At 69.7% G+C, this 13,720-nt stretch carries 12 protein-coding genes; 7 read left to right on the top strand and 5 right to left on the bottom strand.

Annotated elements, in window-relative coordinates; all coding sequences use genetic code 11:
- Positions 1-58 precede the first annotated feature (58 nt).
- Genes trxA through ABZX79_RS35915 form a run of 3 tightly spaced genes read right to left on the bottom strand, consistent with a single transcriptional unit; the run spans position 59 to position 1,735 of the window.
- Positions 59-388 (bottom strand): thioredoxin, encoded by a 330-nt coding sequence (trxA, locus tag ABZX79_RS35925; RefSeq protein ID WP_355267628.1) that lies wholly within the window; start codon positions 386-388, stop codon positions 59-61.
- A gap of 18 nt (positions 389-406) precedes the next feature.
- Positions 407-811 carry a MerR family transcriptional regulator gene (locus ABZX79_RS35920; RefSeq protein WP_355267625.1) on the bottom strand — a complete coding sequence of 135 codons (405 nt, stop codon included), beginning with the start codon at positions 809-811 and terminating at the stop codon, positions 407-409.
- A 42-nt stretch (positions 812-853) separates the two neighbouring features.
- Positions 854-1,735 carry an NAD(P)-binding domain-containing protein gene (locus ABZX79_RS35915; RefSeq protein WP_355267622.1) on the bottom strand — a complete coding sequence of 294 codons (882 nt, stop codon included), beginning with the start codon at positions 1,733-1,735 and terminating at the stop codon, positions 854-856.
- Positions 1,736-1,875: 140 nt separating this feature from the next.
- Between ABZX79_RS35915 and ABZX79_RS35910 the strand changes: the two genes are divergently transcribed.
- Positions 1,876-2,472, top strand: a complete 597-nt coding sequence (locus ABZX79_RS35910) for an HD domain-containing protein (RefSeq protein ID WP_355267619.1) — start codon at positions 1,876-1,878, stop codon at positions 2,470-2,472.
- Positions 2,473-2,542: 70 nt separating this feature from the next.
- Here ABZX79_RS35910 and ABZX79_RS35905 read toward each other — a convergent pair whose 3' ends face one another.
- A complete protein-coding gene (locus ABZX79_RS35905; protein ID WP_355267616.1) occupies positions 2,543-3,931 on the bottom strand; it encodes a cation:dicarboxylase symporter family transporter in 1,389 nt (462 codons plus the stop codon).
- A gap of 140 nt (positions 3,932-4,071) precedes the next feature.
- On the opposite strand from ABZX79_RS35905, the gene ABZX79_RS35900 reads away from it, so the two are divergent.
- The 3 genes from ABZX79_RS35900 (at position 4,072) to ABZX79_RS35890 (ending at position 7,379) form a co-directional block, all read left to right on the top strand.
- Positions 4,072-5,685: a sensor histidine kinase gene (locus ABZX79_RS35900; protein ID WP_355267613.1), complete on the top strand. Its 1,614-nt coding sequence runs from the start codon at positions 4,072-4,074 to the stop codon at positions 5,683-5,685.
- Between the two features lie 196 nt (positions 5,686-5,881).
- A complete protein-coding gene (locus tag ABZX79_RS35895) occupies positions 5,882-6,580 on the top strand; it encodes a response regulator (protein WP_355267610.1) in 699 nt (232 codons plus the stop codon).
- 124 nt (positions 6,581-6,704) lie between these two features.
- A complete protein-coding gene (locus ABZX79_RS35890; protein ID WP_355267607.1) occupies positions 6,705-7,379 on the top strand; it encodes a helix-turn-helix transcriptional regulator in 675 nt (224 codons plus the stop codon).
- Between the two features lie 93 nt (positions 7,380-7,472).
- Here ABZX79_RS35890 and ABZX79_RS35885 read toward each other — a convergent pair whose 3' ends face one another.
- A complete protein-coding gene (locus ABZX79_RS35885; protein ID WP_355267604.1) occupies positions 7,473-8,498 on the bottom strand; it encodes an ATP-dependent 6-phosphofructokinase in 1,026 nt (341 codons plus the stop codon).
- Between the two features lie 263 nt (positions 8,499-8,761).
- Between ABZX79_RS35885 and pta the strand changes: the two genes are divergently transcribed.
- The 3 genes from pta to pyk all read left to right on the top strand — a co-directional run bounded on the left by pta (position 8,762) and on the right by pyk (position 13,595).
- Positions 8,762-10,837 (top strand): phosphate acetyltransferase, encoded by a 2,076-nt coding sequence (gene pta, locus ABZX79_RS35880; RefSeq protein ID WP_355267601.1) that lies wholly within the window; start codon positions 8,762-8,764, stop codon positions 10,835-10,837.
- Positions 10,838-10,869: 32 nt separating this feature from the next.
- Positions 10,870-12,087: an acetate kinase gene (locus ABZX79_RS35875; protein ID WP_355267598.1), complete on the top strand. Its 1,218-nt coding sequence runs from the start codon at positions 10,870-10,872 to the stop codon at positions 12,085-12,087.
- 74 nt (positions 12,088-12,161) lie between these two features.
- Positions 12,162-13,595 (top strand): pyruvate kinase, encoded by a 1,434-nt coding sequence (pyk, locus tag ABZX79_RS35870; protein ID WP_355267595.1) that lies wholly within the window; start codon positions 12,162-12,164, stop codon positions 13,593-13,595.
- Positions 13,596-13,720: the final 125 nt, after the last annotated feature.

The following is a 13,720-nucleotide window of genomic DNA, read 5'->3' as shown; positions in this document are numbered from 1 at the left end:
CGGGTGTCAATTCCCCGGGGTATTTCTTTTGCCTGTGGCAGCTTGTCGCTCGGCTCGGCTACGCGTCCGCCAGCTCCAGGAGCAGCTTGCGCTTGGGGCGCGCGCCAACCATCTGCTTCACGGGCTCACCGTCGCGGAAGACGATGAGCGTCGGCATCGACAGCACGCCGTACCGGATCGTCGTCTCGGGATTCGAGTCCACATCCAGCTGAACGACCTTGACCCGGTCGACTTCCTCCCGGGCCACGTCGCTGAGTACGGGCGCGAGCTGGCGGCACGGCCCGCACCAGTCGGCCGTGAACTCCACAAGAACAGGAAGACCGGCCCGCAGGACCTCTGCGTCGAAGGTCGCGTCCGTGACCGCGTCCACACCCACTGCTCGCACCATCAATGTCTCCTCAGTCCGTCAGTCCGTCAGTTCACAGCGCGGCTCGGGGCCACCGGGCATTGCGGCATCGGCTTCGAGCTCCGCGCGGGCGAGCTGGGCGCCGACCTCCGTGCGTACGGCGCTCAACTGACCGATCAGCACATCGAGTTCGGCCAGCTTGCGCCGGTACACGTCCAGCGAGGCCGGACAGGAGTCCCCCGCCGGATGGCCGGCCCGCAGGCAGTCCACAAAGGGGCGGGTCTCCTCCAGGTCGAACCCGAAGTCCTGAAGGGTCCGGATCTGCTGAAGGAGCCGCAGGTCCTCCTCGTCGTACGTGCGGTATCCGTTGACCGCGCGCCGGGCGGGGAGGAGCCCGCGGGACTCGTAGTAGCGCAGTGCGCGGGTGGTTGTCCCCGCGCGCTCCGCCAGCTCGCCGATTCGCATGCCCCGACGGTAATCCTTGACGCCGACGTCAAGGCAAGGACGTCAGCCCTTGAGCTTGAGCACCTCGAACGTGCTCGCCCAGCCGTCGGCGCCGTGCCCCTTGGCGATCGCACGGTCGGCGACGGCCTTGATCGCCTCCAGCTGCCCCGTGTCGAGGCCACGGTCCCGCGACATGTGCAGAAGGTGGTCGACGCTCGCGGTCATCATGCTCAGGTTGGCCTCGTCGCCGTCGTATTGGCCCGCGTCAATAGCGGACGCCATCTCGGCGGCGATGGGCGGCAGGATGGCGGTGATGGTGTTCAGATACGGCGCCAGGGCCTGGGCCGCCACCTTGTCCTCGCGCGCCAGGGCGAAGGCGTGCACCAGGCCGGACATGCTCGCGTAGAAGAAGTCGAGCATCGACAGGTCGTAGGCGGCGGCAAGGGCGTGGTCCTCACCCAGGTAGGCGGCGTTGCCGGCCAGCGCCTTCAGGGCGCTCTCGTACTTCTCGAAAGCCGGCCGCGAACCGGCGTAGAGGATGAGCGCCTCCGGCCCGCCGACGAGCGAGGTCGGCACCATCACGGCGCCGTCCAGATACGCGGCGCCGTGCTCGTCCGCCCAGGCGGCGGCCGTACGGGCCCGCTCCGGCGAGTCAGAAGTGAGGTTGACGAGGACGCGGCCGGCGAGGGCACCGGCCAGCGGCTCAAGGATGGCGTGCGAAGCGTCGTAATCAACCACACAGACGACGGTCAACTCACCGGCCCGCACGGCCTCTTCGGCACTCGCAGCAAGGACCGCGCCACGCGCGACGAGATCATCGCCCTTCCCGGCGGAACGGTTCCAGACAGTGGTGGGATGCCCAGCGTCCAAAAAGGCACCGGCGAGCGCGCGCCCCATGGCGCCGAGCCCGATGACGGTAACGGGAACAAGATCGTGGGAAGTCATGCCCACCATGCTTCGGCGCCGCAGCTCATCCGACGAGTACCCACTTTTTAGTCAGTACCCGTACACGCCCAGCTCGGTGATGGTGGCGAAGACGTGCTCCATCGCCGCGCAGTCGCCAGACTGAGGCCACAATCAGCGGCATGAAACTCGATGATCTGGTGATCCCCAGTACCTCCGCGTGCGCCACCGCCCTGGAAGTGGCCTCCACCTACTGTTCTCCGGCGCTCCTCAACCACTCAGTGCGCGCCTACATATGGGCGGCGGCCTACGGCTCGTCGCGAGACATCACGTTCGATCCAGAGTTGCTGTATGTGGCGTCGATGCTCCATGACATCGGCCTGGCGGCTGAGTTCGACAACCACACAGTGTCGTTCGATGAGGCCGGCGGGCACGTGGCGTGGGTGTTCGCAGCTGGTGCCGGCTGGCCCGCAGGGCGCCGTACGCGCCTGTCGGAGGTGATCGTCAGGCACATGTGGGATCAGGTCGACGTGGCCATGGACGCCGAGGGCCACCTGTTGGAGCGCTCAACCAGTACGGACATCTCGGGCCGGAACGTGGACGACTTCCCTGCCGACTTCCGGGCCGAAGTTCTGGAACGTTACCCTCGCCTCGGCCTCGCCGAGGAGTTCCTGTCGTGTTTCCGCAGCCAGGCGGAGCGCAAGCCGGACAGCTCGGCGGCAGCGGCGGTACGCAACAACATCGCCGCCAGAATCGTCGTGAACCCGCTCGACGCATAGCCGTCCGGCCGGTGCGGAATGGGGTTCCGTACCGGCCGGGTCACGTCAGCGCGTCAGTGGCGGCAGCGCGTCACACCTTTACCGGCGCCTTCTCGTCGTCGCGCGGGGTGGGCAGTTCCTGCGGCTCCGCAGCTTCCGGTGCCGGGGTGTGGTCGTCGTCAAGGAGGGTTTTCTCGTCGAAGGGGACCAGGCCCGCCAGCACCTGGTCGACGCGGTCCTTGTCGATCTCCTTCGTCCACGTGCCGACCAGCACCGTCGCCACCGCGTTGCCCGCGAAGTTCGTCAGGGCGCGGGCCTCACTCATGAAGCGGTCGATGCCGACGATCAGACCGACGCCGTCGACCAGTTCCGGGCGGTGCGACTGGAGGCCGCCGGCCAGGGTCGCGAGGCCGGCTCCGCTGACGCCCGCCGCGCCCTTCGACGCCACGAGGAGGAAGAGGAGGAGCGGGATCTGTTCCCCGAGCGACATCGGGTCGCCCATGGCGTCGGCGATGAAGAGAGAGGCCATGGTCATGTAGATCATGGTGCCGTCGAGGTTGAAGGAGTAGCCGGTCGGAACCGTGATGCCGACCACCGGCTTGCTGATGCCCAGGTGTTCCATCTTCGCGATGAGCCGCGGGAGGGCGGACTCGGACGAGGAGGTGGAAAGGATCAGCAGGAACTCACGGCCCAGGTACTTGAAGAGCGTGAGGATGTTGAGGCCCGCGATGACGCGCAGCAGCGCGGCGAGCACGATGAAGACGAAGAGGAAGCACGTGACGTAGAAGCCCAGCATCAGTACGGCGAGGCTCTTCAGAGCGTCCAGACCGGCCGAGCCGGTGACGGCCGCGATCGCGCCGAAGGCACCGATCGGCGCCGCCCACATCACCATGGCCAGGATGCGGAAGACGAGCCGCTGGATGTGCTCGACACCACGGAGCACGGGCTGGCCGGCCTTGCCCATGGCCTGGAGCGCGAAGCCCGCGAGCAGTGCCACCAGGAGGGTCTGGAGGACCTCACCCGTGGTGAAGGCGGAAACGAACGTGGTCGGGATGATCCCGAGCAGGAACTCGACCGTGTCCTTGGCCTCGGCCGCGACCTGGCCCTGGCCCGCTTCCTTGACCGCGTCGGTCACCGCGAGGCTGTCACCGGGGTGCAGCACGTTGCCGACGAGCAGACCGATGGAGAGCGCGACGAGCGACATCACCGTGAAGTAGCCGAGTGCGATGCCACCGACCGCCCCGACCTTGGCGGCCTTGCGGACCGAGCCGATGCCCAGCACGATCGTGCAGAAGATGATCGGCGAAATCATCATCTTGATCAGATTGACGAAGCCGGTGCCGAGTGGCTTGAGTTCGACGGCCACACCGGGGGCGGCGAAGCCGACCGCAATGCCGAGTACCACGGCGACTATGACGGCGATATACAAGTAGTGCGTGCGGTCCCGCCTTGCGGCTGCTGTGCCTGCTGTGCCTGCCACGGGGGCCTCCTCGGATTGTCCTGCGATACCCACGTCCCGATGGGTCCCGGCGACTATCCATCACCCCTGTGACACCCGTCACCGTTACGTGCTTTACGTTCACAGGTTTTCGGCCAGACGGGCTCAGGCACACTTGCGGCATGCGCATTCCCCGCCCCCGCAGCCTGGCCGGCCAGCTCTTCGCGATGCAGGTCGTGCTGGTGGCGGCGATTGTCGCGGGGTGCGCGGTCTTCGCGTACGTCTCGGACCGGTCCCAGGCCGAGGAGACCGCACGGCGGCAGGTCTTCGCGACCGCGACCGCTGTGGCGAAGTCCCCGGCGGTCGTCGAAGCGGCCCGCTCCGAGGACCCGACCGCCGTCCTCCAGCCGTACACGGAGGCCCTGCGCAAGGAGACCGGCGTCAGCTTCGTCGTGGTCATGGCGCCGGACGGGACCCGCTGGACGCATCCGGAACCGGCCGAGATCGGCAAGACATTCCGGGGACACACGGAGGCCGCGCTGCGGGGCCGCACCTTCCACGAGACGTACACGGGGGTCCTGGGGCGTTCGGTGCGGGTGGTGGCACCGGTGCGAGACGGCGAGAAGATCGTCGGGCTCGTCAGCGCGGGCATCACCATCGACACGATCAGCGCGCAGATACGGCAGCAGCTGGCCGCGCTGCTGGGGGTGGCGGCGGGCGCGCTCGCCCTGGGAGGCCTGGGTACGTACGTCATCAACGCCCGGCTCCGGCGGCACACCCACGGCATGAACGCCGGCGAACTCCGCCGCATGCACGACTACCACGAGGCCGCGCTGCACGCCGTACGGGAAGGGCTGCTGATGCTCGACGGGCACCAGCGCATCGCGCTGATCAACGACGGCGGCCGCGAGCTGCTCGGCCTCGGGCCGGACGCGGTCGGCCGCCCGGTGGCCGAAATGGACCTGCCGGGCCCGCTGACGGCGGCGCTGCTCGCTCCCGGACCGCGCGTCGACGAGGTGCATCTGACGGCGGACCGGGTGATCGTCGTCAACAGCAGGCCGGTCACGGGCGGGGAGCAGCGCGGTACGGTCGTTACCCTGCGCGACCACACCGAACTCCAGGCACTGTCCGGCGAGCTGGACTCGGAGCGGGGCTTCACGCAGGCACTGCGCTCGCAGGCCCACGAGGCGGCGAACCGCCTGCACACCGTCGTCTCCCTCATCGAGCTCGGGCGGGCCGACGAGGCGGTGGAGTTCGCCACGGCGGAGCTCGAACTGGCCCAGGCCCTCACCGACAAGGTCGTGGGCGCGGTGGGCGAGCCGGTGCTGGCGGCGTTGCTGCTGGGGAAGGCGGCGCAGGCGAACGAGCGGGGTGTGGCGCTCGTCCTGGACGAGGACAGCCGGATCGACGACGGGCTGCTGCCGCGAGCCCTGCCGGCCCGGGACCTGGTGACGATTCTCGGCAACCTCATCGACAACGCGGTGGACGCGGCGCAGGGCAGCGACGGTGCGCGGGTGACGGTGACTGCCCGCACGGACCAGGACTCGGAGCTGCTGCTGCGCGTCGCGGACACCGGCCCTGGGGTCGCCCCCGCGTCGGCGGAGGCGGTATTCGCCCGCGGCTGGTCGACGAAGAGCGCGGGGCGCGGGCTGGGGCTGGCGCTGGTACGGCAGGCGGTGCACCGGGCGGACGGCACGATAGCGCTGACCGATGCGGGTGGCGGCGGTGCGGAGTTCACGGTGCGGCTGCCGTTGCGCGCGGAGGCGGCGGCGGGGGCGACGGAGGTGCGGCCATGACCCGGCGCACGGTGCTTTTCCCCACCCCGCCCCTTCCCGCTGTGACACTGTGCGGCTCCGCCGCGTGGGGGCGCTGCCCCAGACCCCGCTCCTCATACGCCGGAGGGGCTGAATGTGCCGCTGAGCGCGCAAATCCAGCCCGTCCGGCGTTTGAGGACACGCCCGCAGGGCGTCCGCCGCGCCCCGAGGTGAGCGCATGAGTGCCGCCGTGTCGCCCCCGATCCGCGTCCTCGTCGTCGAAGACGACCCCGTCGCCGCCGACGCCCACGCGCTCTACGTCGGCCGGGTCCCCGGCTTCGCCGTCGCCGGTGTCGCGCATTCGCGGGGAGAGGCGGTCCGGGCCCTCGACCGCGGGCCCGTCGACCTGCTCCTCCTGGACCTCTACCTCCCCGACGGCCACGGCCTCCAGCTCGTACGTTCCATCCGCGGCGCCGGCCACACCGCCGACGTCATCGCCGTCACCTCGGCCCGCGACCTGGCCGTCGTACGCGAAGGTGTGTCGCTCGGCGTCGTCCAGTACGTCCTGAAGCCCTTCACCTTCGCCACCCTGCGCGACCGCCTCACCCGGTACGCCGAGTTCCGCGCCTCGGTCGGCGAGGCCAGCGGCCAGGACGAGGTCGACCGCGCGCTCTCCGCCCTGCGCACTCCGCAGCCCGCCGCCCTCCCCAAGGGGCTCAGCGCCCCGACGCTGGAGGCGGTGACCCGTGCCCTGCGCGAATCACCGGCCGGGACGACGGCCGCAGCGGCCGCCGCCGCCCTCGGGATCTCGCGGATCACCGCCCGCCGCTATCTGGAACACCTGGTCTCGGCCGGCCGCGCCGAGCGCACTCCGCAGTACGGCCAGGTCGGCCGCCCCGAGCTGCACTACCGCTGGATTCCCGTACGCAAGGGGTGACCCCGGGGTGACTGGGGGGTAACCTGAGGGTGGCACGCGCGAACGTTGGATTGTAGGACGTTCCTACGAGTTGTTATCTTGGGTGAACGCACCGTAGTCAGCGGGACCCTCCTCTCCGTACGGTGTGCCCGTGCACCCCTCTCCGCCTTTCAACGCTCTTGCCGCGCGCCAACTGCGCGAGGCCCTCGGCATGGCGCCCGGCCATGTCGCCTACGGGCTGCGCGCGCAGTACGGCCTGAACATCGGCCCCGACCTCGTAGTGGCCTGGGAACGCGGGCAGCGCGCGCCCGACGCCCAGGAGATCACCGCCCTCGCCGGTGTCCTGTGGTGCGCGGTCGGCGACCTGATCGCCGCCCCGGGCACGCTGCGCGAGCACCGGATGGCGCGGGGCCTGGCGGCGCCGGATCTGGCGCGGATGGTGGGCGTGGACGCGGGCGCGTACCAGCGGATGGAGGACGCCCAGCGGTGGCGCGGCAACGAGCGGCAGTCCGCGGCGCTCTCCGAGATCCTTGGTCTTTCACCGCAGGAGTTCGTCACGGCGACGGGCCGCAACGAGGACCTGGCCGAGATGCTGCGCAGCGCGGTGACGACGCGCTGGCAGGCGTACGTACGACCGATCGCGAAGCTGATTCCTGTGCAGCGGCGCGACCTGGAGGACGTACTCCAGCGCCTGCACACCGACTACCAGTCGCGGATGATGTCGACGCTGAGCTGGAGCGGCGGCGATTCGGGGGACGGCGCGAAGGGCCGGGAGTTCCTGGACGACATCCTCAGGCATTTCTGGCAGCTCGCCCGCTGACGGGCGGACCGAAGCGCAACTCCGGCCGGAAGAAAGCCGAGCGGCCCTCCCCCCTTGGGAGGCAGGGCCGCTCTGCGTGAGCGTTCGTCGCGCTCAGAAGACCGACTCGGCCTCGTACATCCGCTTCTCCGGGACCGTCTTCAGCTCCTCGACCCCCGCCGCCAGCGGCACCATCGTGATCTCGGTGCCGGTCAGCGCCGTCATGTTGCCGAAGTCGCCCCGGTGCACCGCCTCCACCGCGTGCCAGCCGAAGCGGGTGGCGAGGACACGGTCGTACGCCGTCGGGGTGCCACCGCGCTGGACGTGGCCGAGGATGACCGGCCGTGCCTCCTTGCCGAGCCGCTTCTCCAGCTCGCTCGCGAGCCGGTTGCCGATGCCGGTGAAGCGCTCGTGCCCGAACTGGTCGATGGCACCCTTCTCGTACGGCATGGAGCCCTCGGCCGGACGCGCGCCTTCCGCGATGCAGACGACCGCGAACTTCTTGCCGCGCGCGAAGCGTTCCTCAACCATCTTCACGAGGTCGTCGACCGCGAAGGGCCGCTCCGGCAGGCAGATGCCGTGCGCGCCGCCCGCCATCCCGGACTCCAGCGCGATCCAGCCCGCATGCCGGCCCATGACCTCGACGACCATCACGCGCTGGTGGGACTCTGCGGTGGTCTTGAGACGGTCTATGGCCTCGGTCGCGACGCCGACGGCCGTGTCGAACCCGAAGGTGCGGTCGGTGCCGTTGATGTCGTTGTCGATGGTCTTCGGTACGCCGACGACCGGCATCCCCGCGTCCGACAGCATCCGGGACGCGGTGAGCGTGCCTTCGCCGCCGATCGGGATGAGCGCGTCGATGCCGGAGCGCTCCGACAACTCGTGCCAGTTCTCGGCCGCTTCGCGCAGCCGGTCACGCTCCAGGCGCGCGGAGCCGAGAATCGTACCGCCGCGGGCGAGAATGCCGCTGACGGCGTCGAGGTCGAGGGGGCGGAAATGGCCGTCGAGCAGGCCCTTGAACCCGTCCTCGAATCCGATGACTTCGTCGCCGTGACCTGCGACGGCCCGGTGCACGACCGACCGGATCACTGCGTTCAGCCCCGGGCAGTCTCCGCCTGCGGTGAGAACTCCGATGCGCATCGTGCTGTGTCTCCTGCTCGCTAGTGGTGCATGTGAGCCAGAATCCGATTGTTTCACGGCTCGCATGGGCTCCGCGCTTCCGGCTACTCCTCCGTTAGTGGGCGTAATCGGGCCATACGGAGGCGTTACGCAGGCCTTGTGGATCGCGCCTGTGCGAGGCCTTCGGACCCGCGTCTCACAGCCCCCTGCCCGGCGGGCGCCCTATCCACCCACACAGGTATTGTCAAGAGGGCAAGACCACCCTAACTGGACGGAGAGCACGCGTGACGCGCAGCGTGTACGTGACCGGGATCGACCGGGGAGACGGCCGGCAGGTCATCGAGCTGGGAGTCATGGAGCTCCTTACCCGCCAGGTGGACCGGGTGGGGGTGTTCCGCCCCCTGGTGCACGACGGGCCCGACCGCCTCTTTGACCTGCTGCGCGCCCGCTACCGGCTGTCGCAGGACCCGGAAACCGGGTACGGCATGTACTACCAGGAGGCTTCGGCGCTCCAGGCCGAGAAGGGCACCGACGAGCTGGTCTCCCGCATCGTCGACCGGTTCCACAAGGTGGCGCGGGACTACGAGGTCGTCCTGGTCCTCGGTACGGACTACGCCGACACCCAGCTGCCCGACGAGCTGGCCCTCAACGCCCGCCTGGCCAACGAGTTCGGCGCATCCGTGATCCCGGTGGTCGGCGGCAGGAAGCAGCCCGCCGACGCGGTGCGCGCCGAGACCCGCAACGCGTACCGCGCGTACGAGGCGCTGGGCTGCCAGGTCCTCGCCATGGTCGCCAACCGCGTCGCCCCCATGGACCGCGCGGAGATCGCCGAGCGCCTGAAGGCCCGCCTCCCGGTCCCCTGCTACGTCCTGCCCGACGAGCCCGCGCTGGCCGCCCCCACGGTCGCCCAGATCACCCACGCCCTCGGCGGCAAGGTGGTGCTCGGCGACGACGCGGGCCTGGCGCGCGACGCCCTGGACTTCGTCTTCGGCGGCGCGATGCTGCCGAACTTCCTCAACGCCCTGACCCCCGGCTGCCTCGTCGTGACCCCCGGCGACCGCGCCGACCTGGTGGTGGGCGCGCTCGCCGCGCACAGCGCGGGGACCCCGCCCATAGCGGGCGTACTCATGACCCTCGACGAACGCCCCGGCCCCGAGGTCCTCACCCTCGCGTCGCGCCTGGCGCCCGGCACCCCGGTCGTCTCGGTGGCCGGCGGCTCCTTCCCCACCGCGGCCGAGCTCTTCGCCCTGGAGGGCAAGCTGAACGCCGCGACGCCCCGCAAGGCGGAGACCGCGCTCGGCCTCTTCGAGCGGTACGTCGACACCAACGACCTCCTGGAGCGCATGGCGGTGGCCCGCAGCGGCCGCGTCACGCCGATGATGTTCGAGCACGAGCTGCTGGAGCGGGCGCGCGCCAACCGCCGCCGCGTCGTGCTGCCGGAGGGCACCGAGGAGCGCGTGCTGCGCGCCGCCGACGTACTGATTCGGCGCGACGTGTGCGACCTGACGCTGCTCGGCGACGTCGACGTACTCCGCAAGAAGGCCGCCGACCTGGGCATCGACCTCACGAAGACGCAGCTCATCGACCCGCAGACCTCCGAGCTGCGCGGCCGCTTCGCCGAGACGTACGCGAAGCTGCGCGCCCACCGGGGCGTCAGCGTGGAGCTGGCGTACGACGTCGTCGCCGACGCCAACTACTTCGGCACGCTGATGGTCCACGAGGGCCTGGCCGACGGCATGGTGTCGGGCTCGGTGCACTCCACCGCCGCGACCATCCGGCCCGCCTTCGAGATCATCAAGACCAAGCCGGACGCCAAGATCGTCTCGTCTGTCTTCTTCATGCTGCTCGCCGACAGGGTGCTCGTGTACGGCGACTGCGCGGTCAACCCGGACCCGAACGCCGTCCAGCTCGCGGACATCGCCGTCCAGTCTGCGGGCACGGCCGAGAAGTTCGGCGTGGCTCCGCGGATCGCGATGCTCTCGTACTCGACGGGCTCCTCCGGCACCGGCGCGGACGTCGACAAGGTGCGCCAAGCCACCGAGCTGGTGCGCGCCGGCCGTCCCGACCTGCTGGTCGAGGGGCCGATCCAGTACGACGCGGCGGTCGAGCCGTCCGTCGCCGCCACCAAGCTGCCGGGGTCCGAGGTCGCGGGCCAGGCGTCCGTGCTGATCTTCCCGGACCTGAACACCGGCAACAACACCTACAAGGCCGTCCAGCGTTCGGCCGGGGCCGTCGCCGTCGGCCCGGTCCTCCAGGGCCTGAACAAGCCGGTCAACGACCTGTCGCGCGGCGCGCTGGTCCAGGACATCGTCAACACGGTCGCCATTACGGCGATCCAGGCCCAGGGCGAGACCGTATGACTGCCACTCCGATCCCAGAAGGCGCCGCACCTGTGACAGACACCGCCGCTACGCGCATCCTCGTCCTCAACTCCGGCTCCTCGTCGGTGAAGTACCAGCTGCTCGACATGCGCGACAGTTCGCGCCTCGCCCTCGGGCTGGTCGAGCGGATCGGCGAGGAGACCTCACGTCTGGTGCACAGCCCGCTGGTGGGAGACGGTTCCGGCAAGCGGGAGCGCACCGGCCCGATCGCCGACCACGAGGCCGCGCTGAAGGCCGTCGCCGAGGAGCTGGCGCGCGACGGGCTCGGTCTGGACTCCCCTGAGCTGGCCGCCATCGGCCACCGCGTCGTCCACGGCGGCCTGAAGTTCAGCGCCCCGACCGTGATCACCGACGAGGTGCTGGCGGAGATCGAGCGGCTCGTCCCCGTAGCCCCGCTGCACAACCCGGCGAACATCACCGGCATCCGCACCGCCCAGGCGCTGCGCCCCGACCTGCCGCAGGTCGCCGTCTTCGACACCGCCTTCCACACGACGATGCCGGAGTCCGCGGCCCGCTACGCGATCGACGTCGAGACCGCCGACGCGCACCGGATCCGCCGCTACGGCTTCCACGGCACCTCGCACGCGTTCGTATCCCGCGAGACGGCCAAGCTGCTCGGCAAAGACCCGTCCGAGGTCAACGTCATCGTGCTGCACCTCGGCAACGGGGCTTCCGCGTCCGCCGTGCGGGGCGGGGTGTGCGTGGACACGTCCATGGGGCTGACCCCCTTGGAGGGGCTCGTGATGGGTACGCGCTCCGGTGACATCGACCCGGCGGTGGTGTTCCACCTCAAGCGGGTCGCCGGGATGAGCACGGACGAGATCGACGTACTGCTGAACAAGAAAAGCGGTCTGGTCGGTCTGTGCGGTGACAACGACATGCGGGAGATACGCCGCCGGATCGACGAGGGTGATCAGCGGGCACTGCTGGCCTTCGAGATCTACATCCACCGGCTGAAGAAATACATCGGCTCTTACTACGCCGTTCTCGGCCGGGTCGACGCCGTCGTCTTCACTGCGGGTGTCGGCGAGAACGCCGCGCCCGTACGCGCGGCGGCGATCGCGGGCCTGGAGGAGCTGGGCCTGGTGGTGGACGCGGATCTCAACGCCGTACGGGCGGACGCGGCGCGGCTGATCTCGCCGGAGTACGCCCGGGTCGCGGTCGCCGTCGTACCGACGGACGAGGAGCTGGAAATCGCACGGCAGACATATGCGTTGGTCGACGCCTGAGCGGCATCCCGCCCATTTGTACATTCCACCAGACGGAATATTCCGCAGCGAAACAAACCGATAGGATCCGCCTCATGCGCCGTTCCAAAATCGTCTGCACACTGGGTCCCGCCGTCGACTCCCATGACCAGCTCGTCGCTCTGATCGATGCCGGCATGAGCGTGGCCCGATTCAACTTCAGCCACGGCACCCATGCCGAGCACCAGAGCCGGTACGACCGGGTCCGCAAGGCTGCCGAGGAGACGGGCCGCGCGGTGGGCGTACTCGCCGACCTCCAGGGCCCGAAGATCCGGCTGGCGAAGTTCGCCGAGGGGCCGGTCGAGCTGGTCCGCGGGGACGAGTTCGTCATCACCTCCGAGGATGTCCCGGGCGACAAGTCGATCTGCGGCACGACCTACAAGGGTCTGCCCGGCGACGTCTCCAAGGGCGACCCGATCCTGATCAACGACGGCAACGTCGAGCTCAAGGTCACCGCGGTCGAGGGCCACCGGGTCCACACCATCGTGATCGAGGGCGGTGTGGTCTCCGACCACAAGGGGATCAACCTGCCCGGCGCGGCGGTCAACGTCCCCGCCCTGTCCGAGAAGGACGTCGACGACCTGCGCTTCGCCCTGCGGATGGGCTGCGACATGGTCGCGCTGTCCTTCGTGCGCGACGCCGACGACGTCAAGGACGTCCACAAGGTGATGGACGAGGAGGGCCGCCGGGTCCCCGTCATCGCCAAGGTGGAGAAGCCGCAGGCCGTCGAGCACATGGAGGGCGTCGTCATGGCGTTCGACGGTGTGATGGTCGCCCGTGGTGACCTGGCCGTCGAGTATCCGCTCGAAAAGGTCCCGATGGTGCAGAAGCGGCTCATCGAGCTGTGCCGCCGCAACGCCAAGCCGGTGATCGTGGCGACCCAGATGATGGAGTCGATGATCACCAACTCGCGTCCGACGCGCGCCGAGGCGTCCGACGTCGCCAACGCGATCCTGGACGGGGCCGACGCGGTCATGCTGTCCGCGGAGTCCTCGGTCGGGGCGTACCCGATCGAGACGGTCAAGACGATGTCGAAGATCGTCGTCGCGGCCGAGGAGGAACTGCTCTCCAAGGGCCTCCAGCCGCTGGTCCCCGGCAAGAAGCCCCGTACGCAGGGCGGTTCGGTCGCCCGCGCGGCCGCCGAGATCGCGGACTTCCTGAACGGCAAGGCGCTGGTCGCCTTCACCAAGTCCGGCGACACGGCCCGCCGGCTGTCCCGCTACCGCGCGGCGCAGCCGATCCTGGCCTTCACGACCGACGTCGGCACGCGCAACCAGCTCGCGCTGAGCTGGGGCGTCGAGTCGTTCGTCGTCCCGCACGTGGACAACACCGACGCGATGGTCGACCTGGTCGACGCCGAGCTGCTCAAGCTCCAGCGCTACAACACTGGCGACACCATGGTCATCACCGCCGGTTCGCCCCCCGGCGTACCCGGCACCACCAACATGGTCCGGGTGCACCACCTGGGCGGCGGGGAGCACACAGCCTGATCCGGGCTCCCGCGACACGCGAACGGCGGTGGGGGTGACGGGCGGGAAGTGGAGGGGGGGCTGACGTAATGATTGCCCGAAAGGTATAACAGGTAGAGTGGCAAAGATGAGAATAAGGGGGGGGA

It is taken from the genome of Streptomyces sp. NPDC002994, from assembly GCF_040611155.1.
Classification (GTDB): domain Bacteria; phylum Actinomycetota; class Actinomycetes; order Streptomycetales; family Streptomycetaceae; genus Streptomyces.
Note: the sequence above shows the minus strand (reverse complement) of the source record. Positions and strands in the feature narration are given on the sequence as shown.